A 19797-nucleotide genomic window follows, 5' to 3' on the forward strand; every position below is an offset into this window, starting at 1 on the left:
CCGCACCCCCGCATCACATCTGTGCTGCTGCGCCTCCGGAGGAGTCGTCGGCTTTCTCGTCGCCCGGCTTGCTCTTCTTCAGCGTGTCGATCATGCCGAAGAAGATCTGGCGGCGCACCTCGTCGTGGAAGCCGAGATGGTCCGCGGCGCGTTCCGCCGCCTCTTCCGGAGTTAGTCCGTCGAACCCTACCTGTGACTGATTAGTTTCGGACAGTGCCTTGTGTGACTCAAGGGCCGAGGGCGGGAAGTGGCCTGCCAGAACGAGCAGTTCCAGCGGTTCCATGCCGATGAGTGTCCCGAGCGCCACGAACGAGGCGATGTCTGGAACTGTCTGACGGCGAATCAGACGAGACACGGTACCGGGGGACATACCGGTCGCGTCGACGATGCGCTGTTGCGAGCCGTAACCGGTGTAGCCCGCCTCTTTGAGGAGGGGCAGGACTACGGCGAAGAACTGCTGGGGGCCGAAGCCTTCGTCGAGGCCGGCCTTTTCCAGGAGGGGCCGGACGACCGCGCGGAACTTCTCGGCGCGGCCCTGGGGGGCATCCGTCATGTCCCAAGACAGTACCTGCCTAGGTAGGCAGTAGCTATGCCCTGCCTCGCGAGGAAGGTTGGCCATTCGGCCACTGACCTGCATTAACACTGGTAGCGCCCTGTATCGAACACGCGTTCGCCTCAAAACTTTTCCTGCCGCGTACGAGTCCTGCCTTGCGCGGCAGGCATTCTCTGTGCGAGAGTCTTCCTCGTGAGGCAGAAACCCCCCGCTACCTGCGGAAGGAGGCGCGAACCCATGTACGAGCTGAACATCAGCAAGCTCCGCGAGAAGACCCGCGAGATCGGCGACAAGAGCGGCTACGCCATCCAGAAGCGGACCGGCATCAACGACTCCACCGTCTACCGAATCCTCCGCGGCGCCGCACAACCTGACCTGATCACGGCGCTTCGCTTGTCCGTCATCTACGACTTCGACATCCGCGAGGTCATGGACGAGGTCAACGACACCGAGGCCCTAGAGGCCACCGCATGACCCGCGAAGAACGGCTCGCGATCCTCGGCCCCGACACCGTCGCCGCAATCAAGGCCCGCGTCGCACTCGCCCCCGAACCCACCGACGAACTCGTCGACAGGCTCCGCCGAATCATGACCAACCCCGGCGGCGAGATCCCCGCCCCCCGGCCGGCGAGTACCGCCCGGCCTACGGCCGACGCCGCCTGACCCACCACATGCCGAAGGGCCGCCCGAACTTCCCGGCTCGGCGACCCCTGGCAGCAACCCCGCACAACAGAGAAAGCGAGGCGGCTATGACCGCATCATTCCAGACCCCGAGCACAGCACCGACCGTGCTCCCCCTCCGCGAGGCACTCTCCCCGCTCGGCCGGACCCGCGACAACGGAGACGCCGTCCAGGTCCTCATCGACCGGACCGGCCTGCCCGCGCCGACGCTGGTGCCGCAGCCGGACGCGGTGCACGTGATGCTCGCGGACATCGACGACATGGCGCCGTGGCTCGCCGAGCTGGGCGGCCGGCTCGTCGTCGACGGTACGCCGGGCTGCCGGACGTGGACGCTGCTGACGGAGTTGGAGGCGACGCGGCGTCGGGGCGCGGTGCCGGTGCAGGTGCACGCGTTGACGGTGCTGGGGCAGGACGTTCTCCCGTCGCTGCGGTCTGCGGTGGCAGCGTGAACACGCGTCTCGTGAACTCGGCGGCCGGTGTCATCCAGGCGGCGCAGGCGAAGGACCGGACGCCGGCGGGGATCGCGCTGGCTCTGGAGTCCGCGGGCCTGCTCATGTCCCCGGAGGTCGCTGCCGAGTTGGAGCAGCTGCGGGCCCGGGTCGCCGAGCTGGACCAGCAGCGTCACGAGCCCGCGCCGCTGATCGCCCCGCCGCAGAGTCTCCGCGATGAGGTGACGCCGCAGGTACGGAAGCTGCGGTCCCTCCTCGCCGGGCAGCGTGCCGCGGTGGAGGACTCGCACGAGTCGCCGCTGCACCACTCCTACCTCGTGGGCCGGGACCTGCCCGAACCGGGCGGTGCTCGATGAACCACACGCACTCCCTCGCCGAGTGGGCCGAGTCCCTGCTCCTCGCCCTGTCGATCTACTCCGCCGGGTCCGCGCTCGTCTTCCTCATCTGCGACGCAGACCTCGCCGACTTCGACCCGCGTCGCCTGTGGGCCCGCCTCGTCGAGTCCGGCCGGCTGGACCCGCTGCTCATCGACCTCGCCAACGCGCGCCTCGCGGTGCGGGATGCGGTCCTCGACGCGGCCGCCCTGGTCCTCCTCCTCACCACCAGCCCGAAGGGGGCGATGGGATGAAGTACCGCGCCGTCCTCATTCAGACCGCGTCGTGCGTCGTCGAGTTCGACGCCCCGAAGGACGCGACCCCGGAGCAGCTCGAAGCCGCCGCACTGGCCGCCGACACCCCGTCCCTGTGCTGGGAGTGCGCGTCGTCGGAGCGGAACCAGTCGCTGAACATCGACGGCGAGTGGGACCTGCTCCGCGACGACGAGACCAACAAGCCCGAGATCGACGCGGAGGAAGCCCGATGACCGAATCCAGCAAGCCCCCGCTGTCCTTCACCACCGGCGCCAACGGATTGCACGGCCTGCTCCGCGGCGACCGCCTCCGCCTCGACACCCTCATCGGCCTGGTCGCCACGTGGGATGACCCCGAGGCGCGTGAGGACGTCATCGCGCAACTCGATGCGCTCGCCGAGGCGGTCACCTCCCCCCGCGAAGGCGAACTCGACCAGCTCGTCCAGCACGTTGAGGACGCGGCCGGTATGGACACGGCGCAGATCGAAGTGCAGAGCCCGGACCTGATCCGCCTGCGCGACGAACTCAACCGCGTGATCGCGGCCACGTCCGGCCGGTTCAACCCGAGTCGCTCGCAGGGTGCTTCGGACATTCGGCACCCGGCGATGCGCGCCACCCGCACCCACCTGAAGGCCAACCCGTTCCCGACGCAAGACGGGAGGCGAACCGCATGAGCGCCCGCCGTCAGCTCATCGCCGCCCTGTCCGAGGACAGCTACGGCGGGATCGCCACCCTCCACGACGTGGAACGCGCCGAGCAGCTGGTCAACGCCTACCGCGATGAAGTCCTCGCCGAATCCAGCACGGCTAGCTGGACGGTCGCTCCCGCCGACACCAACCGACGCGCCCACCTCCTCCACGAGATGGCACTCGGCGACCGGTGGAAGTCCGGCGACGTCGTCCGCTGGTACGCCACCCGAGGTCTGACCGGGCTCGGTGTCCGCGCCGCCCGCCACGACCTCGCCATCCTCCGCGACTCAGGCGCCATCACCCAACACGACGAGAAGGGCGTGCGGCTCTACACCCGCAACATCCAGAAGGGCAGCCGTCCGTGAGCACCCGCAGCAGGATCCGCCGGCTCCCCCTGCCCCTCCGGGCCGCGATCGAAATCGTCCGCCCCCTCGGCGAGCACCGCGCCCGCGGAGCGATCGCCTCTCCGATCTTTCCGCAGCCGGCCGTGGGAGCCGCAGTCACCCAGGGCTTCCGCTTCTGCACCCCGTGCGGGGTTGAGACGGCCGCCGTACTGCACCCGAGCGGCGGCCACACCTGCACCGAAGGTCACACCACGCAGGGGGCCCGCTGATGGGAGGCGACCTCAACCGCAGGACCTGGTCCCCCCAGGACGTCGGCACCCCGAAGGAACGCAGGACCGCATCCCGCTACGTGGTCCGCGTCGCGACCAGCAAGGCCGAGGCGATCGCACTGCTCGCCACCCTCGGACTCCTCCCGGCAGGACACCCCGCACTTTTCGCCCACGTGCAACACGGACTCCCCGGATACCGGGCCGGCTGCCGATGCGAGCGCTGCCGCAAGGCCAACCAGAACCGCGTCCAGAAGCAGCGCAAGAAGGAGCACCAGTGATCGCCACCGGGAACGACGAGTTCAGTGAGCAGCTTGCCGAGCGCATCGGCCAGTTCATCGTCGCCGCAGACGCGGGCAGCGCCCGCAGCCAGCAGCGGACCATCGGCCCGTCCGAAGTCGGCGAACCGTGCGAGCGACAGCTCACATACAAGATCCTCGACTGGCCCGAGAGCAACACGGACCGCGACCCCATCGCCGCGATCATCGGCACCGGATTCCACCTGTGGATGGCCGAGAAGTTCGAAGCCCGACAGGCCCCACTCGCCGACGGACAGCCCCGCTACCGCATCGAGGAACGCGTCACCGTACGCGACGGCTACACCGACGCCGCACGGCTCACCGGAAGCTCCGACCTGTACGACCGACTCGCCCGACTCAACTGGGACTGGAAGCTCGTCGGCGTCTCCTCCCTCGACAAGTACCGGCGCCAAGGCCCCGGCCAGAAGTACCGGGTGCAGGCCCACCTCTACGGCCTCGGCCAGGAGAACGCCGGCCACACCCCAGAGCGTGTCGTCGTCGCGTTCGTCGCCCGGCACCACGAGTTGAAGGTCCACGTGTGGTCCGAGCCCTACGACCGGACCGTCGCCGAGGCCGCGCTCGCCCGCCTGGACCGCATCCGCGACCGGGCCCAGGCCCTGGAGCTCGACCTCCACCCGGAGCGCTGGAACCAAATCCCCATCCCCGAGAAGCCGAACTGCCGCTTCTGCCCCTACGTGAAGCCCGGCAGCACCGACCTCTCCCAAGGATGCCCCGGAGGCAGCAACGCCAGCGCCGGCGCCTCCCTCGAAGCCCTCATCGCCTGACCCACGAACTCGCCGAGTCACCGAACTCGGCGTGCACCACACAGCTAAGAGCAACCAGCTCGAAGCAACCACCGCAAGGAGTTCCAGATCATGACCGTTCCCACCCAGTCCCAGGTCCCCTCCGCCGACGACTTCCTCCTCGGCGGTTCCGTCCCCTCGGCGAAGTTCCCCACCCTCGGCGCGTCCGTCTCCGGACGGATCACCGAGCGGCCCACCGTCGAGCAGCAGACCGACTTCACCACCGGCGAGCTCAAGTTCTGGGACGACGGAAAGCCCCAGCTCCAGCTCGTCGTCACCCTCGCCACCGAGCAGCGGGACCCCGAGAACGCCGAAGACGACGGAACCCGACGCGTCTACGTCAAGGGACAGATGAAGAACGCGGTGGCCCAGGCCGTCCGATCCGCCGGCGCCCGCGGCCTCGAAGTCGGCGGCACCCTCACCGTCACCTACTCCGCCGACGGGGTCGCGAAGAACCCCCGCTTCAACGCACCGAAGAACTTCACCGCGCAGTACATCCCCGCGGCCACCAACACGCTCCACACCCCGGACCCGACGCCCGGCCAGCCCCCGGTGCAGCAGCAGTACGCCCCGCCCGCCACGGCCATCCCGGGGCTGACCCCGCAGCAGCAGGCCCAGGCCGCACAGAACCCCGCCACCGCGGCGCTCCTCGCACAGCAGCAGGCCGCAGCCGCGGCCAACGTCCCGGCCTTCTAACCCTCCACCCCACCAGCACCACCCGCGGGCGCACGCCCCTTCCCCCTGAGGGTCGCGCCCGCGGGTGGGCCAGCCACAGACAGAAGGACCAGCACATGAGTACAGAAGCACAGCCCGCGGAGTTCGCCGCGTTCTTCGTCCAGCACTCCCGCGGTGAGGCCCACGAGCAGGCCAGCACCGAGTTCCACGAGCTGCTCGCCGCAGTCCAGGAGCACGGGAAGAAGGGCTCCCTCACCCTCACCCTCACCGTCGAACCCCCGAAGGGCGGGATGGACGGAGCCCCCGTCGCGATCTCCATCGACACCGTCCTCAAAGCCCCGAAGGCCACCGCCCCGCCGTCCATCTACTTCGTCGACGGAAGCGGCAACGCCACCCGCAACGACCCGCGCCAGACGCAGGCCTTCGACGTACGTGACCTGCCCACCACCAACAGCGAGATCAAGGACATCCAGAAGTGACCAACACCGACACCAGCGTCCAGGCCGTCGCCGCGCTCGCCCAGCAGGCACTCGCGCCGAAGGAGGTCGAGCCCGGGGGGATCTACCTCGTCGCCACCGCAGCCGGCCACGTCGAACGCGTCGACCTCACCGGGCCCGAGTACACCGGAACCCTCGCCCGCAAGACCGGCGTCACCGTGGTCCGCGACTCGGCGTCGTTCCTCACCTACTACGGCAAGCACAAGGACGACGCGAGCGAGGTCTACTCCGACGTCGAGAAGCTGTCCGTCACCGCAGTCCTCGACGCGCACGCAGCGGACGAGCCCGGGTTCGGTGAGCACCGCCTCACCCTCGCGCTGCGCCGCACCAAGGCATGGACGGAGTGGCTCGAGCTCGACGGGAAGCTCGTCGACCAGGACCGGTTCGCGAACTTCCTCGAGGACCACCTGCCCAACCTCGTCGACCCGGACGCGGCGACCATGCTCGAAATCGCTCAGTCGATCAAAGCCACCACGAAGGCCGAGTTCCAGAGCAGCAGCCGACTCCAGTCCGGTGAGCGGAAGTTCGTCTTTACCGAGGACACCAAAACGTCCGCCGGCGCACGGGGCGACCTTCAGATCCCCGAGACATTCCGCATCGCAGTGCCCCCGTTCGAAGGCGCGGACGCCTACTCGATGACGGCCCGGTTCAAGTACCGGCTCAACGGGAGCGTGCTCACCCTCGGTTTCAAGTTGGAGCAGCCCGAGGAGCGCGCGAAGGCCGCGTTCACCGACGTCCTTAACGCGATCAGCGAAGGCATCGACACCCCGGTCCTCAACGGGACGCCCGCGTAACACCAGCACACCGCCCGCCCGGTACCCACGCCGGCGGCCCTGGTGCAACGCCAGGGCACGGGCCTCTCCCCCGCAGCACCGCACGGCACACGATCAAGGAGCGACATTGAGAGCCACCACGGACACCCTCGCCGCAGCACTCACGCTGCACGCGTCCGGCTGCTCCGTCGTCGCGGTCCGCGCCGACGGAAGCAAACGCCCCCAGGGGTCCTGGCAGGCAGCACAAACAGAACGCGCCACCGAGGAGCAGCTCCACGCACTGTTCGCTGAAGGACACCCCGGGATCGGGATCATCTGCGGCGCCATCTCCGGGAACCTGGAGATGCTCGAACTCGAAGGCCGCGCTGTCGACGAGGGCATCCTCAACCAGCTCGCCGAAATCTTCCTCGGATCCGGGCTCGGCGAACTGTGGCAGCGCGTCGCCACCGGATGGCTCGAACGCTCTCCGAGCGGCGGCCTCCACTTCCACTACCGCATCGACGGGACCCCGGTCCCCGGGAACACGAAGCTCGCCTCCCGGCTGGCCCGCGAGGACGAGTACACCGACGACGAGCGGGACCTGAAGGCCCGCCACCCGCACAAGAAGATCCTCCGTGGGCTCATCGAGACCCGCGGCGAAGGCGGCTTCGTAGTCACGGCGCCGAGCTATGGGACGGTGCACGCGAGCGGCCGCCCGTACGAGCTGCTCTCCGGGGGCCCGGAGTCCATGCCCGGGCTCACCGCGGACGAGCACCAGGCCGTGCACGCGATCTGCCGGATGATCGACGCGGTCCCCTCCGATGATGTTGCAAAAGTAGAACCCGCGAACAACGCCGCAGGTCAGCCTCCCCTCGACGAGGCCGCGGCATTCCTCTTCTCCGGGGGTGGCGGCGGCTTCCCCGAGGGTGGGCTCACCCCGGGCGACGACTTCGAGCAGCGCGCCACCTGGTCGGACATCCTCACCCCCCACGGGTGGAAGCTGATGTTCGTCTCCGGGCAGACCACGTACTGGCAGCGCCCTGGGAAGACCGGCCGCGAGCCCTCGGCCACGACGGGCCGGGCCATGGACCGCGACCGCCTGTACGTGTTCACCACGAGCACCGAGTTCGAAGCCGAACGCCCCTACACCAAGTTCGGCGCGTACACACTCCTCAACCACGCAGGCGACCACTCCGCCGCGGCCCGCACGCTCCGCCGGCAGGGCTACGGAACGCCCGCCCCCGAACCGGTACGCCACCTCACCGCAGTCCCCAACCCGACCTCACACCCTGTGGACGGAACCGCAGCCCTCAACGTGCACCAGCACCCGGCCGCCGAGCAGGACACCCCAGGCACGTACACCCGCACCGACGACGGGAACGCGCTCCGCCTCATCGACGAGCACGAGGAGGAAATCCGGTACGTCCCCCAGCGAGGCAAGTGGCTCCGCTGGAACGGCTACTGCTGGGGATGGGACGACGCGGGAGAGGTCCGCGAAATGTGCCGCGCCATCGCCCGCGCCCTGCCCAACGGGGAAGGCGAAGCGAAGCACCGCGCCCGTTCCCTCTCCTCCGCCGGCATCGCATCCATGATCACCATGGCGCAGACCGACCCCCGCACCGTCGCCCTCATGCAAACCCTCGACGCGCACCCCCTGCACCTCAACACCCCCGCCGGGGTCGTCGACCTCGCCACCGGAAAGATCAGCCCACCCGACCCCGCGGCCATGCACACCCGCACCACCAGCGTCGCCCCCGACCAGAACATGCCCACCCCCCGATGGGCACAGTTCATCGCCGACACGTTCGGCGAAGACTCCGACGTCGCCGCATTCGTCCAACGCCTCGCCGGCTACTCCGCAAGCGGAGACACCCGCTTCCACATCCTGCCCTTCCTCAACGGACCAGGCGGCAACGGCAAATCCGTCATCCTCGACGTCCTCCGCATCATCCTCGGCGACTACGCGGCCACCGCGCCCAACACCTTCCTCATGGCCGGCCAGCAGCAGCACGAGACCGAAGTCGCCCGCCTCCACGGCCTGCGCCTCGTCGTCGTCTCCGAGGTCAACCAGGACGCCCGCTTCGACGAAGCGAAGATGAAGCTCCTCACCGGAGGCGACGCCCTCACCGCACGCTTCATGCGCCAGGACCACTTCACCTTCGAACCCACCCACCACCTCTGGCTGATGGGCAACCACCTCCCCGCCGTGAAAGCCGGCGGCGACTCGTTCTGGCGACGCCTACGCCTCATCCCCTTCACCCGCAGCGTCCCCCCAGAGCGCAAGATCGAAGGCCTCGCCCGGATCCTCGCCGACGAAGAAGGCCCCGGAATCCTCGCCTGGATGATCGCCGGCGCAGTCGACGTGTTCACCGCGGGCCTCCGCGAGCCCGCCGCGGTGATGGCGTTCACCGAGACCTACGCCGAGGAGGAAGACTCCCTCGCCCGGTTCATGAGCGACTGCTGCTACCTCGGCGGCGGCGCCAACGTCACGATCAACACCGCCAAGCTCCGCGCCGCATACGACGACTGGTGCCGCGCCGAGGGCGAGACCCCGCTCAAGCCTCAGGTGTTCGGCCGCGAGCTCCGCACCCGCTTCAGCATCGAACAGCTCCGCTCCAACGGACGCCGCTTCTACGTCGGGGTCGCACTCCTCACTCAGCCGGGCGAGGGGGATGACGACGAATGACCACCAACACTCGGTCACTGAATTCCACGAATCCCCACACCAAGACAGTGACCGTTCGATACATTGGTCACTATGAAGCAGCACTTGAACTGCCCCAACTGCGGCCACTCAATCGCGGTGCAGGTCACCGATGAAGGGCCGGCTGAAGCAGCAGAAGCTTCTCCATCCCTCCGCGAGGACAGCGTGGATCGCTTCGTCTCCGCCGCGTGCCTCATCAACCCGGAGTTCCGCACCAACACCAAGGCGATCCAACTCGCCTACGCCCGATGGTCCGCGACCAACGCAGGAGACACCCTCTCGCCGCGCGCCCTCGGGATGGCACTGCGCAACCAGTACGACATTGCGGTCGTACGAAGTAACGGCCAGCGCTACTACCGGGGCATCGCCCTCCACGGAGGCCAGCAGCCTCTCAACCAGTGACAGCAGTGACAGCACGAGTGACAGCAAAAAAAGCCTGCTGTCACTGACAAAAACACGCTTTGACCTGCGCATTCAATCCGGCAGTGACAGCAGTGACCATATTTCCCTAGTTCCAGTTCCATGCGTGCGCATGGCTGTTCAACCTGGGAATGCCTTTCGACGGTCACTGCTGTCACTGCGGGCACTGTCAGCCCTTCACCCGGCCGATGCCCGATGACCGACACAACCCGCCCAGCGTGGCTCACCGAACAGATCGCAGCCACCGCGGACCACGCAAAGCCAGGCACCTGCAACCTCTGCGGCCACCCCGTCCTACGCGCCCGAGCCGGCCGCGTCGCAGCCCTCGACGTGACCGCAGACCCGCAACCCGTCGACACCCTCGGCGAGATCCTCGCCCGCCTCGACGGGCGCCTCACCTGGCACCTCACCACCAGCGCCCTCGGAGTGCAGCGCATCACCTGGCGAGACCGCTTCCACATCCGCGCCGGACCCCCACGCCACCCCGTAATCGCCGACCACACCTGCCCACCAACGCCAGTCCAAGGAGTACTTCTGTGACCACACCCGCCACCCGCGTCTTCACCCTGACACTCCCCCCAGGGCTGAAGCTGCTGAACGCGAACCAGCGCATCCACCACCGAGTCCGCGCCGACCTCACCAGCATCATCCGCGGCGCCACCCAGACCGCTTGCTCGGAGAACGAGCAGATGCGAGCAGCGCTCGCCGCGGCCAACCCGGGTGTCGTCCTCCAGCAGGCCTACATCCTCGGCGTCCTCCACCCAGGGAGCCGGCGGCGGATCGACCCGGCGAACTTCTACCCGAGTTTCAAGGCCGCGGTCGACGGGCTCGTCGACGCGGGCGTCCTCGAAGACGACGACCACACCCGTGTTGTCGGACCCGACATGCGCATCGGACCCGTCGTCAAAGGCGGCCAACTCACCCTCGTCATCCAAGAGATCACCCCGGTGACACACGCCGCATTCCAGTGGAGGACCGCGGGGGTGGCGTCGTGACCACTACCCAGAAGAACTGGCGCCACCAGGCCGCGTGCCTCGCTGAGAACCCCGAACTCTGGTTCCCCAATGGCGACTCCGGGCCGTACCTCCACACGATCGAGCAGGCCAAGCAGATCTGCCGCACCTGCCCTGTCGCCGACGCCTGCCTCCAGCACGCCCTCACCGAAGGCATCGACTCCGGAATCTTCGGCGGGCTCACCGAGAAGGAACGCCGCAGCATCCGCCGCGTAGCCCAACGCCGGAAGCTCCCCGTGACCCAGGCCGCAGCACGTGCCAAGGCGAAACCCGCCAAGCCCACCACCATGCGCGGCATCTTCAACACCAGTACGAAGCCCCTCCACAACGGGCACACCGCATGGACTGGCCCCCGGAAGATCTGCTTCAACGGGCAGACGTTCACGCCCAAGCAGTTCGTGTTCACCCTCGACCGCGGACGCTCCCCCCAGGGCCGCGTCTCCTCCGAATGCGGCATCACCAACTGCGTCCTCCCCACGCACCTCAAAGACCAGCAGGAACGCGGCGTCTGCGGCACCCGCACCGGCTACCACCTGCACCGCCGGGAGAAGACAGAGATCTGCCCGCCCTGCCGGCGCGCGAACGCCGACGCCGACAACCGCCTGCGCCGCACCGGCACCACCAAAGAGCGCGCGGCATGACCGAGCCCCCCATCGTCATCCTCGGCATCCGCCCCGGGCTGCACATTCGCGGCCTCGACCGAGGCGAAACCCCGACCGCCGACTACCTGTGCGGCCGATGCGGCGCCCACAAACGCGTCACCGGACGAACCGACGTCGCCGAGTTCACCGCGAGCAACCCGGCAGCAGACCACGCAGACCGCTGTCCCGCCTGACCCCGCCCACGCCCACGCACCCCACGATGAAAGGGACTCCGCATGACCCCCCGACAGACCACCCTCGACGAACCCCGCCGCATCCAACGCCGCCGCACCAAAGGCTGGCGCGCACCCGCAGACGCCGTCTACGTCGGTCGCGGGAGCCGCTGGGGCAACCCGTGCACGCAGGTCCGCTACCCAGCGCTCGACGGCTCCGAGTGGGAACGCGAAGGCCGCCTCGGCAAGACGAGCGGCCAGCACCACGCCTTCGTCCACCCCGACAAGACGATCACCTCGCACCTCGTCAAGGACGCCACCCCCGAGCAGGCCGTCGCCATGTACCGCCGGTGGCTGGAGCGCATGCCGAGCCTGGCCATCGCAGCACGCGAGCAGTTGGCCGGCCGCGACCTCATGTGCTGGTGCCCCACCGGCCAGCCCTGCCACGCGGACGTGCTGCTGGAGATCGCCAACCCGCCCGCCGCCTGACCGTCGTACACGTCCGGCCGGATACACCGCTGACACCACCGTCAACAAGGAGTGATCATGACCACCGACCGCGCCCTGGCCCTCGCCAAAGCCCGCCAGCAGATCGGAAACGACAACGGCGCGTTCACCTGGGAGCAGCTCAGCCCCATCGAGCAGGAGATGGCCGTCAGCCTCGCCGACACCTGGCTCCAGGCTGCTGTCGCCGCCGGGATCGCCCCGGCCGCAGACCGGCCCACCCCGAAGCACGACGCGATCTGGGTGGACGAGGAGGGCTTCATCTACGGCGAGTACCAGACCAGCCCGCCCACCCCGCTCGCGGACGCCGCGATCCTCCGCCTCGTCTGGGACCACGACGTGTGCTCTTCGAAGCGCGAGATGGAAGACAACGGCGCCACCTTCCAGCTCATCGGCTGGAGCCAGTAGTCGTGCTCGCCCCGCCCGCCTATCGCTCTGAAAGGCCCACACCATGACCGCTCTGAAGAGTCCGGTCCCGTACTTCGGGAGCAAGCAGCGCGTCGCACCCTGGATCGCGTCGCTGCTCCCCGCGCACGAGCACTACGTCGAGCCGTTCGCCGGCGGACTGTTCGTCCTCCTCGCCAAGCCGCGGGCACGGATGGAGACCGTCAACGACCTCGACGGCGAACTGATGACGTTCTGGCGCGTCCTCCGCGACCAGCCCACGGAACTTCTGCGCGCCTGCATGCTCACCCCGCACGGACGCGCCGAACTCGCCGCGACCTGGGACCCGACGACCGATGACCTCGAACTCGCCCGCCGCATCTGGTGCCGCCTCGCACAGGGCAGGTCCGGCACCCTGCGGAACACCGGCTGGCGGCACTACATCGACCCCGCCGGCTCGTCGACGTCGATGCCCGGCTACCTCGAGGCCTACGCCGACCGGCTCGCTGCAGCTGCCGAGCGTCTGCACGCCGTGTCGCTGGAGGCGCTGCCCGCGCTGGAGGTCATCGCCCGGTACGGCGCCCGGCCTGGCGTGCTCCTGTACGTCGACCCGCCGTACCTCGGGACGACCCGCGGGTGGGGCAACAACTACCGCTGCGAGATGAAGACCGACGGGGAGCACCGGGAGTTGGCGGCCGCGCTCGCCGACTGCAAGGCGACCGTCGTCCTGTCGGGCTACGACAGCCCGCTGTACCTCGAGCTGTTCGAGGGCTGGCACCGGTACGAGCAGGCCACCACGACCGGCAACGCGATCACGTCGAAGGCGCGTACCGAGGTGCTGTGGTCGAACCGCCGACTCGATGGCCAGGCCGGCCTGTTCGACCAGACCGCGTGACCCGCTGCACGGCCGTCCCGCGCGCTCGTATCGCGCGGGCCGGCCGCCCGTCCACCCTGCCACGTCTGCCGGAAGGCCCACCATGCCCGACACTGTCATCCGACCGCCGGTCCCGTATTTCGGCAGCAAACAGCGCCTCGCCACCCGCATCACCAGCCTCCTCCCCACCCACGCCCACTACGTCGAGCCCTACGCCGGGGGCCTGTCCGTCCTGCTGGCCAAGACACCGTCGAAGCTGGAGACCGTCAACGATCTCGACGGCGAGCTGATGACGTTCTGGCGGGTGCTGCGCGAACGGTCGGCCGACCTGATCCGCGCCTGCGCGCTCACCCCACACTCCCGCGCCGAACACGACGGCTCCTACCAGGACACCCCCGGCGACGACCTGGAGACGGCCCGCCGCGTCTGGGTGCGCCTGTCTCAGGGCCGTGGCGGTACGCAGCGCCGCACCGGGTGGCGGCAGTACGTGAACCCTGCGGGCACGTCGACATCACTGCCGTCCTGCCTCGACGGACTGGTGGACCGGATGGCGGCCGCCGCGGAACGTCTGCACGCCGTGTCGCTGGAGGCGCTGCCCGCAGTGGAACTGATCGCCCGGTACGGCCAGCACCCGGGAGTCCTGCTGTACGTCGATCCGCCCTACCTCGGCTCCACCCGGTCGTTCGCGAACTACCGGCACGAGATGCGCGGCGAGGAGCAGCACCGGGAGTTGGCGGCCGCACTCGCCGACTGTCGGGCGGCGGTCGTCCTGTCCGGCTACGACAGCCCGCTGTACGGCGCCCTGTACGAGGGCTGGCATCGCGTCGAGTTGGCGGCTCGCGCCGACAACGCCGCTGCCGGCGAGCGGGCGCGGACCGAGGTGCTGTGGTCCAACCGGCCATTCCCCGTCGCGTCCGAGCACGACTTGTTCACCGCCTCCGCATGACCGACGCCCTCGACCTGGAGCCCGCCATGCCCGACACCCGCACCGACGCGAGGACACCCGAACCGTTCGTCGACACCACCCGCTACGAGGTGTCGCTGTTCCCGCGCGACCACGACGCCCGCCGCTACTTCACCATCACCATCGAATGGCGAGACCAAAACCGGTGGGCCGTACTCGACGGGCACCACTGCCTCGGAACTGACGGCGAATGGGAGTACGAACGCCTGCCGTCTGCCCGTGATGACGCCTGGCTTGAGACGCACCGCTTCGACCTGGTGACCGCGCAACGGCTGGCGAAGAACGCCGCCCCGCACCTCGTCGTCAACGGACGCAGCGCCCTCGACGCCTACCGCAGCAGGCCGCCCTCGCACGTCGGGGGGAACGCCGAGGACTGCCCTGCCTGCCACGGCACGAACCCGCCGTACCCGTTCATCTGCCCCGGCCCGCCCCCCGCCTCCGCCTGACTGCCGCGCCCGTTGTGGGGCCGTACCCGACCGCGGCCCCACCCACACCAGGAGCCACCCATGACCGAGACCACGAACACCGAGACCGACGAGCAGCGCGCCGACCGCAAGGAGACGGAGCGCGAGCACGCCGCCGGAATCCACACGCACTGCGGCCTCACCTGCGAGGTAGACCTGCCGACCGAGCACCTGCGGAACTTCGTGATCGCCAAGGGCTACCCGGGCACCGCGGGCATGCTCGACGAACTGCTCCGCCGCGCCCGTGCCGAGGCCGAAGACGCCGCCGCCCCGACGGTCGTGTCCCCGCCTGCCGCCGACCGGGCCGAGACGCTCTCCTGGGCCGAGTCGGTCGCCTCCCACGGAACCGGACCCACCGCGACCGTCGACATCGACGTGAACACGCCCGGGAGCACGGAACCCGTACCGCTGGAGATCCCCCTCGACGCGGCCCGCGTCCTGTACGGGATGCTCGGCGACGTCCTCGGGGAGAGCGGTGGCGCGCCCGCTGCCGGGCTGCGCGGTGAGGCCGGCGAGACACAGCAGGACGAGTGCAGCGCGTCCCGGTCCGGCAGCTGCCTACGCGAAGCCGAGTCCGAGACCGCCTGCGACACCGAGGCCGGGGAGTGCGTGCACGGCGGGAAGCCCGGTGGCGAGGCGCAGCAGGGCGAGACGGAGACGCCGCCGCTGCTGTTGTGGGACGAGTCCGCCGGCGTGGCCTACGAGGACGGCCGGATCACCGCCTGGCTCAGCCGGGCCGTGAGCTTCACCCAGTCCGTCCCGGCCGGGCAGTTGATCCTCCAGGTGGAGTCGGCAGCCCGGATGCGCCGCGCGCTGACCACTGCACTCGGCGCCGCCGACGAGGCGCGGGAGGCAGCTGAGCGTGCCGCCGCGAACTGTCGAGACGCGCAGGGCTGTCACCGGGTCATCCCCTGCGACCCCGGCTGCGCCTCACGCTGGCAGCCCGCTGTCGTGTCCCAGCCCGACAAGGAGATCTCGTGACCACGCTGTTCCTCGCCGCCGCAGCCCTCTGCCTCGCCTTGGTCACCGCGGAGACCATGCGCGGCGGCCTCACCCCCTCCCAAGCCCTCATGCTCACCGCCCTGCCCTGGGGCCTCCTCACCGCAGGGGCAATCGGCAGCGGCCTCCCGCTATGGGGGATCGGCGTGGCAGTCGTCGTCGTGTCGGCGGTCACCGCAGGGCGCGTCACGCTGGCCGGTGATCCGTCGTGACGGGCCTGCTGATCTTCGACGCGATCGACACCGCGGGCAGGATCCTCGACGCGATCTTCCTGTGGATCGTCGCCGCCGCGTTCGTCGCCACGGTCGCCATCTACACGGTGGTCCTCACCGGGGTCGTCACCTGGCGTGCCATCAGACGGGGCCTCACGGGGGCATGGAGGGCCGCACACCACCGTCGGACACCCGAGCCGCACCCCGCACCCTCCTGGGCCCACACAGAGCCACCCAGCTACGACGAAGCCGCCTGATGATCGCCGGGATCCTCGCCGGCGTCCTCGCCTCACCACTCATCACCGCCGCCCTCCTCGCCACCCGGCAGGCAGGGCGGCACCTCGCCCGAACCATCCGCACCTGGAGGACACCGTGATCGCCCTGTGGATCCTCAGCCTCACCCTCGCCGTCCCCGCCAGCTGGGTCTGGGGCCACTGCACCGCCCGCATCGTCTACCGGCCCATCGGTGCGGACGCGCACCGCGACGAACTCCAGCTCAACCACCACGAGCGAGCCCAGTTCCGCGACATCGAAGACCGGTTCGACGGGACCGAGTGGAGGGACACCGCATGAGCGTCGAACGCGCAGGCACCCCCGGCCGCCACTGGGACACCGTCCTCGTCACCGCCGAGGTCGTCGTCGACACAGACGACGGCGAGAGCCCGTTCGGCTGGCGCGAACCCGAACCACCCACACCCAACCGCGCCACCCGGCGCGCCATGCAACGCGCAGCACGGAGGAAGCAGTGACCAGCCTCGACGACCTCATCCCGCCCTCAGACCTCGCCGCCGCCATCCAGGCCGGCCACGTCACCCGCAAGACGCACCCCGCCCTGCCGCTGTCGATCTACACCTACACGCGGGCCGCGCAGTATGAGCACGCCTGGACTCCGACCACTCTCCGCTGCCGGGGCCTCATCGCCGACGACAAGACAGGCGACATCGTCGCCTGGCCGTTCCCGAAGTTCTTCAACGTCGGCGAGCACGCCTACGGCACCGAGTACGCGCCGCCGCTCCCCGAAGGCGAGACGTTCGAGGTATTCGACAAGGTCGACGGTTCGCTGGGCATCGTGTTCTGGTACGCGGGCCGGTGGCGCGCCGCGTCGAAGGGCTCGTTCATCAGCGAGCAGGCGCAGTGGGCGCAGGCATGGCTCGACGACCACGACACCTCGCTGCTCATGACCGGCGTCACCTACCTCGCCGAGATCATCTACCCCGAGAACCGGATCGTCGTCGACTACGACAGCCGAACAGATCTCGTCCTCCTCGGCGCCTTCAACAGCGCAGGCAAGGAGGTTCGCCTGTCCTGGGTTGCCGACGACTGGGCGCCGATCGGCTCCGTCGTCCGCTCATGGGACGCCCTGCCGCTCCCCGAACTCCTGAAGCTCACCGAGGCCAACGCCCGCCCCGACGGCCAGCCCACCAGCGGCATGCACGCTGAGGGCTACGTCATCCGGTACGCCAACGGGCTCCGCGCGAAGGCGAAGCTCGCCGAGTACGTCCGCCTCCACAAGGTGCTCACCGGGATCACCGAGCGGGACATCTGGCGGTACGCCGGCATCGAGCACTTCGCCGGCCAGCCCCCGAAGCTCGTCGCGAAGGCGCTCGGCTGCCCCGTCGCAGAGGTCGAGGCGCTCGCCGCCGGTGGCCGTGGCCCGCTCGCCGCGCTGCTGGAGCAGGTCCCGGACGAGTTCGACGCGTGGGTGCGGGGCGTGGCCGAGCGTCTCGCGGTCGAGGCTGACGGGCTCGTCGACCGGGCGTCCGCAGAGTTCACCGCGCTCGCCCACCTCGCCGTGGACAGGGGGGAGTTCGCCCGCGCCGCGCAGCGCATCGACCACCCCGGGGTGCGGGCGGCGATGTTCCTGATCCTCGACGGGAAACCGGCGGCGCTGCACCTGTGGCGGTCGGTGAAGCCGGAGGCGTCGACGCCGTTCGCTGCGGATGACGAAGCCTGACCGCGCTGCTGCTGCTCCGGCAGGGACGGGCGGTCGCATGTCCGGGACAGCACGAGGCCCGCCAGTCCGAAGACCGGCGGGCCCGTGTACCTCCCAGATACGCCGACGCTACGCCCGCCCCGGTCAGTGCGTCCAGACCTCCGGGCCGCCGCCCCGCCACTCGATGAACGGGCTGCGGATGACGTCCATCTCGTCCGCGTCCTGCATGCCGGCCGTCTGGAGCAGCGCCGCCACGTCCCGCACGTTGTACGCGAGGCCGAGGATCTGCCCGTCCACGCGCACGCGCCGGCCGCCGGTCTCGTCCGGCGGGTACACGATCACCGGGGTTGCGGAGGTCATGACCCCAGCCTCACCCGGGGCCTGCGGCAGCGCATCCCGGACGGCTACGCTGGGAGCCCAGCTCGGCGCCAACCGGGCTGCGGGATCATGCGAGGCCTGGACAGCCTGAAGCCCCGACCACATCGGTCGGGGCTTTCTCGTGCGTGCATCTACTCCGCCGGGTCCTCGCTCGCGTGCCGGACCGCGCGCTTCGCGGCCTGCTCCACCTCGTACCGCGACTCCTTCACATCGTCGCGGCCGGCGTACGCGGTGACCGCGGCCTGGAAGGCGACGGCCGCGCTGCGCCAGCGTTCCCACTGCGCCCTGTACTCGTCGCCCGCGAGCCCCGCGAGCCGCGCCCGTTCGGTCTCGGAGGATCGTTCCAGCAGGATCAGCTCGTCAAGGTCGTTTGCCACGAGCAGGATCGTAGGCCGGGCGTGAGCGAGCCCCCACCCGGCACGCAGGTGAGGGCTCAGAGCAGACGCGGCTATGGGGCCCCGTTATTCCACGGACGGCGGTTCGAGTTCTTCCGCGAGGATCTGACGGACGCGTCCGAAGCTGATGCTCAACTCGTCGGCGATCTGCCGGTACGTCATGCCGCTGTCGTGCATCCGGCGCACCGCCTGCTGGCGGCGCCACCGGAATCGGTCCACGGCTTCGCCCCACGCCTGCGTGATCCGCTTGGCCTGCTCTGTGGGTGGCTCCTCAGCCGCTACGGCATCCACCGCATCCAGCATCCGCCGCACCTCCTCCGCCCGGTCGTCCATGTCCGTCCCTTCCCGGGGCTGGGAGGCGGATCGTCCTGCCGTCTTGTGTAGGGAGCCTACACGCGTGTAGCTTGACTACACAACGGCGCGGAGGTCCCGTCTCCGTCCGTAAGCAGTACGGCCCGACAGGGGTTGCACCCCCTGCCGGGCCACTGACCAACCTGCGTGAACAGGAAGGACAGCCGTGACACACGGTACAAGTCGCACGGGTCCCGAGCCCACCCCCACGACCGTCGCCACAACCCCCGCCCTCGTCGCCCAGTACGCGGCCGCCATGCAGAAGCAGCTCGCCATCCAACGCCGCATCGGCAAGGACTACGACCTCACCGCCGAATGGCGACAGGCGCAGCGCACCTGCGACCGCATCTGGACCGAGGCCCGCGACGCCGGCCACACCGTCGATGAACTCCTCGCCGCCAGCCGCGCCCTGGACGTGACCGTCTGATGGGCGTCCGCTTCTGGGCCGGTGTCGCCCTCATCGCCACCCTCTCCACCGCAGCCCTCGCCGTCGCCTGCACCCACTGACCGGCTGCCCGATCCGCCCGTCACGCACGGGCGGTGAAGGGAACCGCTCAGCGTTCCACCACCCACCGGAAGGAACCCGCCATGGGCAAGCTCAGCAACTTCATCCTCGGCACCCCCGAGCAGCGCGACCACAACGCGACCTACAACCACCGCGACGCCAACCCCGACAGCGACGCCTACCTGGCCTCCCACGACCGCGTCGTCAAGGCAGAGAAGGCCGCCAAGAACAAGAAGCGCTGACCGGTAG

Annotated in this window: 35 protein-coding genes and 1 pseudogene; 32 read left to right on the forward strand and 4 right to left on the reverse strand. The window is 69.6% G+C overall.

What is annotated here, in order from left to right; all coding sequences use genetic code 11:
- Nucleotides 1-13: 13 nt before the first annotated feature.
- A complete protein-coding gene (locus ACIRQH_RS34710) occupies nucleotides 14-553 on the reverse strand; it encodes a hypothetical protein (RefSeq protein WP_404228804.1) in 540 nt (179 codons plus the stop codon).
- A 237-nt stretch (nucleotides 554-790) separates the two neighbouring features.
- On the opposite strand from ACIRQH_RS34710, the gene ACIRQH_RS34715 reads away from it, so the two are divergent.
- From ACIRQH_RS34715 to ACIRQH_RS34860, 30 genes and pseudogenes are all read left to right on the forward strand, one after another.
- Nucleotides 791-1027 carry an XRE family transcriptional regulator gene (locus ACIRQH_RS34715; RefSeq protein WP_404228806.1) on the forward strand — a complete coding sequence of 79 codons (237 nt, stop codon included), beginning with the start codon at nucleotides 791-793 and terminating at the stop codon, nucleotides 1025-1027.
- A complete protein-coding gene (locus tag ACIRQH_RS34720; protein WP_404228809.1) occupies nucleotides 1024-1215 on the forward strand; it encodes a hypothetical protein in 192 nt (63 codons plus the stop codon). Before ACIRQH_RS34715 ends, ACIRQH_RS34720 begins: the two co-directional genes overlap by 4 nt.
- A gap of 86 nt (nucleotides 1216-1301) precedes the next feature.
- Nucleotides 1302-1682 (forward strand): hypothetical protein, encoded by a 381-nt coding sequence (locus tag ACIRQH_RS34725; RefSeq protein WP_404228812.1) that lies wholly within the window; start codon nucleotides 1302-1304, stop codon nucleotides 1680-1682.
- Nucleotides 1679-2038 (forward strand): hypothetical protein, encoded by a 360-nt coding sequence (locus ACIRQH_RS34730; RefSeq protein ID WP_404228814.1) that lies wholly within the window; start codon nucleotides 1679-1681, stop codon nucleotides 2036-2038. The genes ACIRQH_RS34725 and ACIRQH_RS34730 overlap by 4 nt, the downstream gene beginning before the upstream one ends.
- The gene (locus ACIRQH_RS34735) at nucleotides 2035-2310 is read left to right on the forward strand and encodes a hypothetical protein (protein ID WP_404228817.1); all 276 of its coding nucleotides are present in this window, start codon (nucleotides 2035-2037) and stop codon (nucleotides 2308-2310) included. Before ACIRQH_RS34730 ends, ACIRQH_RS34735 begins: the two co-directional genes overlap by 4 nt.
- On the forward strand, nucleotides 2307-2543 hold the full coding sequence (locus tag ACIRQH_RS34740) for a hypothetical protein (protein ID WP_404228820.1): 237 nt from the start codon (nucleotides 2307-2309) through the stop codon (nucleotides 2541-2543). Before ACIRQH_RS34735 ends, ACIRQH_RS34740 begins: the two co-directional genes overlap by 4 nt.
- On the forward strand, nucleotides 2540-2983 hold the full coding sequence (locus tag ACIRQH_RS34745; RefSeq protein WP_404228824.1) for a hypothetical protein: 444 nt from the start codon (nucleotides 2540-2542) through the stop codon (nucleotides 2981-2983). Before ACIRQH_RS34740 ends, ACIRQH_RS34745 begins: the two co-directional genes overlap by 4 nt.
- Nucleotides 2980-3363, forward strand: a complete 384-nt coding sequence (locus ACIRQH_RS34750; protein ID WP_404228827.1) for a hypothetical protein — start codon at nucleotides 2980-2982, stop codon at nucleotides 3361-3363. Before ACIRQH_RS34745 ends, ACIRQH_RS34750 begins: the two co-directional genes overlap by 4 nt.
- Nucleotides 3360-3611 carry a hypothetical protein gene (locus ACIRQH_RS34755; RefSeq protein ID WP_404228829.1) on the forward strand — a complete coding sequence of 84 codons (252 nt, stop codon included), beginning with the start codon at nucleotides 3360-3362 and terminating at the stop codon, nucleotides 3609-3611. Before ACIRQH_RS34750 ends, ACIRQH_RS34755 begins: the two co-directional genes overlap by 4 nt.
- Nucleotides 3611-3889, forward strand: coding sequence for a hypothetical protein (locus ACIRQH_RS34760; protein ID WP_404228831.1), 279 nt, complete (start codon nucleotides 3611-3613; stop codon nucleotides 3887-3889). Before ACIRQH_RS34755 ends, ACIRQH_RS34760 begins: the two co-directional genes overlap by 1 nt.
- Nucleotides 3886-4692 (forward strand): hypothetical protein, encoded by an 807-nt coding sequence (locus tag ACIRQH_RS34765; protein ID WP_404228833.1) that lies wholly within the window; start codon nucleotides 3886-3888, stop codon nucleotides 4690-4692. Before ACIRQH_RS34760 ends, ACIRQH_RS34765 begins: the two co-directional genes overlap by 4 nt.
- A gap of 90 nt (nucleotides 4693-4782) precedes the next feature.
- Complete coding sequence (locus ACIRQH_RS34770) at nucleotides 4783-5406, forward strand: hypothetical protein (RefSeq protein WP_404228836.1); 624 nt, start codon at nucleotides 4783-4785, stop codon at nucleotides 5404-5406.
- Nucleotides 5407-5501: 95 nt separating this feature from the next.
- Nucleotides 5502-5864, forward strand: coding sequence for a hypothetical protein (locus ACIRQH_RS34775; RefSeq protein WP_404228839.1), 363 nt, complete (start codon nucleotides 5502-5504; stop codon nucleotides 5862-5864).
- On the forward strand, nucleotides 5861-6676 hold the full coding sequence (locus ACIRQH_RS34780; protein ID WP_404228841.1) for a DUF2303 family protein: 816 nt from the start codon (nucleotides 5861-5863) through the stop codon (nucleotides 6674-6676). The genes ACIRQH_RS34775 and ACIRQH_RS34780 overlap by 4 nt, the downstream gene beginning before the upstream one ends.
- Before the next feature lie 106 nt (nucleotides 6677-6782).
- A complete protein-coding gene (locus ACIRQH_RS34785) occupies nucleotides 6783-9320 on the forward strand; it encodes a phage/plasmid primase, P4 family (RefSeq protein WP_404228843.1) in 2538 nt (845 codons plus the stop codon).
- A 183-nt stretch (nucleotides 9321-9503) separates the two neighbouring features.
- Complete coding sequence (locus tag ACIRQH_RS34790; RefSeq protein ID WP_404228845.1) at nucleotides 9504-9740, forward strand: hypothetical protein; 237 nt, start codon at nucleotides 9504-9506, stop codon at nucleotides 9738-9740.
- A gap of 554 nt (nucleotides 9741-10294) precedes the next feature.
- Entirely contained in the window at nucleotides 10295-10753 is a 459-nt protein-coding gene (locus tag ACIRQH_RS34795; RefSeq protein ID WP_404228848.1) for a hypothetical protein, read from the forward strand.
- A pseudogene (locus tag ACIRQH_RS34800) lies at nucleotides 10750-11001 on the forward strand (WhiB family transcriptional regulator); the annotation flags it as partial. The gene ACIRQH_RS34795 and the pseudogene ACIRQH_RS34800, both read left to right, overlap by 4 nt.
- A 407-nt stretch (nucleotides 11002-11408) precedes the next feature.
- Nucleotides 11409-11606, forward strand: a complete 198-nt coding sequence (locus ACIRQH_RS34805; protein WP_404228851.1) for a transcription factor WhiB — start codon at nucleotides 11409-11411, stop codon at nucleotides 11604-11606.
- A gap of 42 nt (nucleotides 11607-11648) precedes the next feature.
- Nucleotides 11649-12074, forward strand: coding sequence for a DUF4326 domain-containing protein (locus tag ACIRQH_RS34810; RefSeq protein WP_404228854.1), 426 nt, complete (start codon nucleotides 11649-11651; stop codon nucleotides 12072-12074).
- A gap of 57 nt (nucleotides 12075-12131) precedes the next feature.
- Nucleotides 12132-12497: a hypothetical protein gene (locus ACIRQH_RS34815; protein ID WP_404228857.1), complete on the forward strand. Its 366-nt coding sequence runs from the start codon at nucleotides 12132-12134 to the stop codon at nucleotides 12495-12497.
- Between the two features lie 43 nt (nucleotides 12498-12540).
- Nucleotides 12541-13368 (forward strand): DNA adenine methylase, encoded by an 828-nt coding sequence (locus ACIRQH_RS34820; RefSeq protein WP_404228859.1) that lies wholly within the window; start codon nucleotides 12541-12543, stop codon nucleotides 13366-13368.
- 82 nt (nucleotides 13369-13450) lie between these two features.
- Nucleotides 13451-14293 carry a DNA adenine methylase gene (locus tag ACIRQH_RS34825; protein WP_404228861.1) on the forward strand — a complete coding sequence of 281 codons (843 nt, stop codon included), beginning with the start codon at nucleotides 13451-13453 and terminating at the stop codon, nucleotides 14291-14293.
- Nucleotides 14290-14757, forward strand: coding sequence for a hypothetical protein (locus tag ACIRQH_RS34830; protein ID WP_404228862.1), 468 nt, complete (start codon nucleotides 14290-14292; stop codon nucleotides 14755-14757). The genes ACIRQH_RS34825 and ACIRQH_RS34830 overlap by 4 nt, the downstream gene beginning before the upstream one ends.
- 60 nt (nucleotides 14758-14817) lie before the next feature.
- The gene (locus tag ACIRQH_RS34835) at nucleotides 14818-15756 is read left to right on the forward strand and encodes a hypothetical protein (protein ID WP_404228864.1); all 939 of its coding nucleotides are present in this window, start codon (nucleotides 14818-14820) and stop codon (nucleotides 15754-15756) included.
- Nucleotides 15753-15986 carry a hypothetical protein gene (locus ACIRQH_RS34840; protein WP_404228867.1) on the forward strand — a complete coding sequence of 78 codons (234 nt, stop codon included), beginning with the start codon at nucleotides 15753-15755 and terminating at the stop codon, nucleotides 15984-15986. Before ACIRQH_RS34835 ends, ACIRQH_RS34840 begins: the two co-directional genes overlap by 4 nt.
- The gene (locus ACIRQH_RS34845) at nucleotides 15983-16243 is read left to right on the forward strand and encodes a hypothetical protein (RefSeq protein WP_404228869.1); all 261 of its coding nucleotides are present in this window, start codon (nucleotides 15983-15985) and stop codon (nucleotides 16241-16243) included. The genes ACIRQH_RS34840 and ACIRQH_RS34845 overlap by 4 nt, the downstream gene beginning before the upstream one ends.
- A gap of 115 nt (nucleotides 16244-16358) precedes the next feature.
- The gene (locus ACIRQH_RS34850) at nucleotides 16359-16559 is read left to right on the forward strand and encodes a hypothetical protein (RefSeq protein ID WP_404228871.1); all 201 of its coding nucleotides are present in this window, start codon (nucleotides 16359-16361) and stop codon (nucleotides 16557-16559) included.
- A complete protein-coding gene (locus ACIRQH_RS34855) occupies nucleotides 16556-16735 on the forward strand; it encodes a hypothetical protein (protein WP_404228874.1) in 180 nt (59 codons plus the stop codon). The genes ACIRQH_RS34850 and ACIRQH_RS34855 overlap by 4 nt, the downstream gene beginning before the upstream one ends.
- Nucleotides 16732-17940, forward strand: coding sequence for a T4 RnlA family RNA ligase (locus ACIRQH_RS34860; RefSeq protein WP_404228877.1), 1209 nt, complete (start codon nucleotides 16732-16734; stop codon nucleotides 17938-17940). Before ACIRQH_RS34855 ends, ACIRQH_RS34860 begins: the two co-directional genes overlap by 4 nt.
- A 123-nt stretch (nucleotides 17941-18063) precedes the next feature.
- Here the strand turns inward: ACIRQH_RS34860 and ACIRQH_RS34865 are convergent, their stop codons facing one another.
- The 3 genes from ACIRQH_RS34865 to ACIRQH_RS34875 all read right to left on the reverse strand — a co-directional run bounded on the left by ACIRQH_RS34865 (nucleotide 18064) and on the right by ACIRQH_RS34875 (nucleotide 19025).
- Nucleotides 18064-18279 carry a hypothetical protein gene (locus ACIRQH_RS34865; RefSeq protein WP_404228880.1) on the reverse strand — a complete coding sequence of 72 codons (216 nt, stop codon included), beginning with the start codon at nucleotides 18277-18279 and terminating at the stop codon, nucleotides 18064-18066.
- A gap of 149 nt (nucleotides 18280-18428) precedes the next feature.
- Nucleotides 18429-18674, reverse strand: coding sequence for a hypothetical protein (locus tag ACIRQH_RS34870; protein ID WP_404228881.1), 246 nt, complete (start codon nucleotides 18672-18674; stop codon nucleotides 18429-18431).
- A gap of 84 nt (nucleotides 18675-18758) precedes the next feature.
- Nucleotides 18759-19025: a helix-turn-helix domain-containing protein gene (locus tag ACIRQH_RS34875; RefSeq protein WP_404228883.1), complete on the reverse strand. Its 267-nt coding sequence runs from the start codon at nucleotides 19023-19025 to the stop codon at nucleotides 18759-18761.
- A 184-nt stretch (nucleotides 19026-19209) separates the two neighbouring features.
- On the opposite strand from ACIRQH_RS34875, the gene ACIRQH_RS34880 reads away from it, so the two are divergent.
- Together ACIRQH_RS34880 and ACIRQH_RS34885 are read left to right on the forward strand one after the other, a co-directional pair.
- Complete coding sequence (locus tag ACIRQH_RS34880; RefSeq protein WP_404228886.1) at nucleotides 19210-19470, forward strand: hypothetical protein; 261 nt, start codon at nucleotides 19210-19212, stop codon at nucleotides 19468-19470.
- Nucleotides 19471-19631: 161 nt separating this feature from the next.
- On the forward strand, nucleotides 19632-19790 hold the full coding sequence (locus ACIRQH_RS34885) for a hypothetical protein (protein ID WP_404228888.1): 159 nt from the start codon (nucleotides 19632-19634) through the stop codon (nucleotides 19788-19790).
- The last annotated feature ends 7 nt before the right edge of the window (nucleotides 19791-19797 follow it).

The organism is Streptomyces sp. NPDC102279, from assembly GCF_044766365.1.
Classification (GTDB): Bacteria; Actinomycetota; Actinomycetes; order Streptomycetales; family Streptomycetaceae; genus Streptomyces.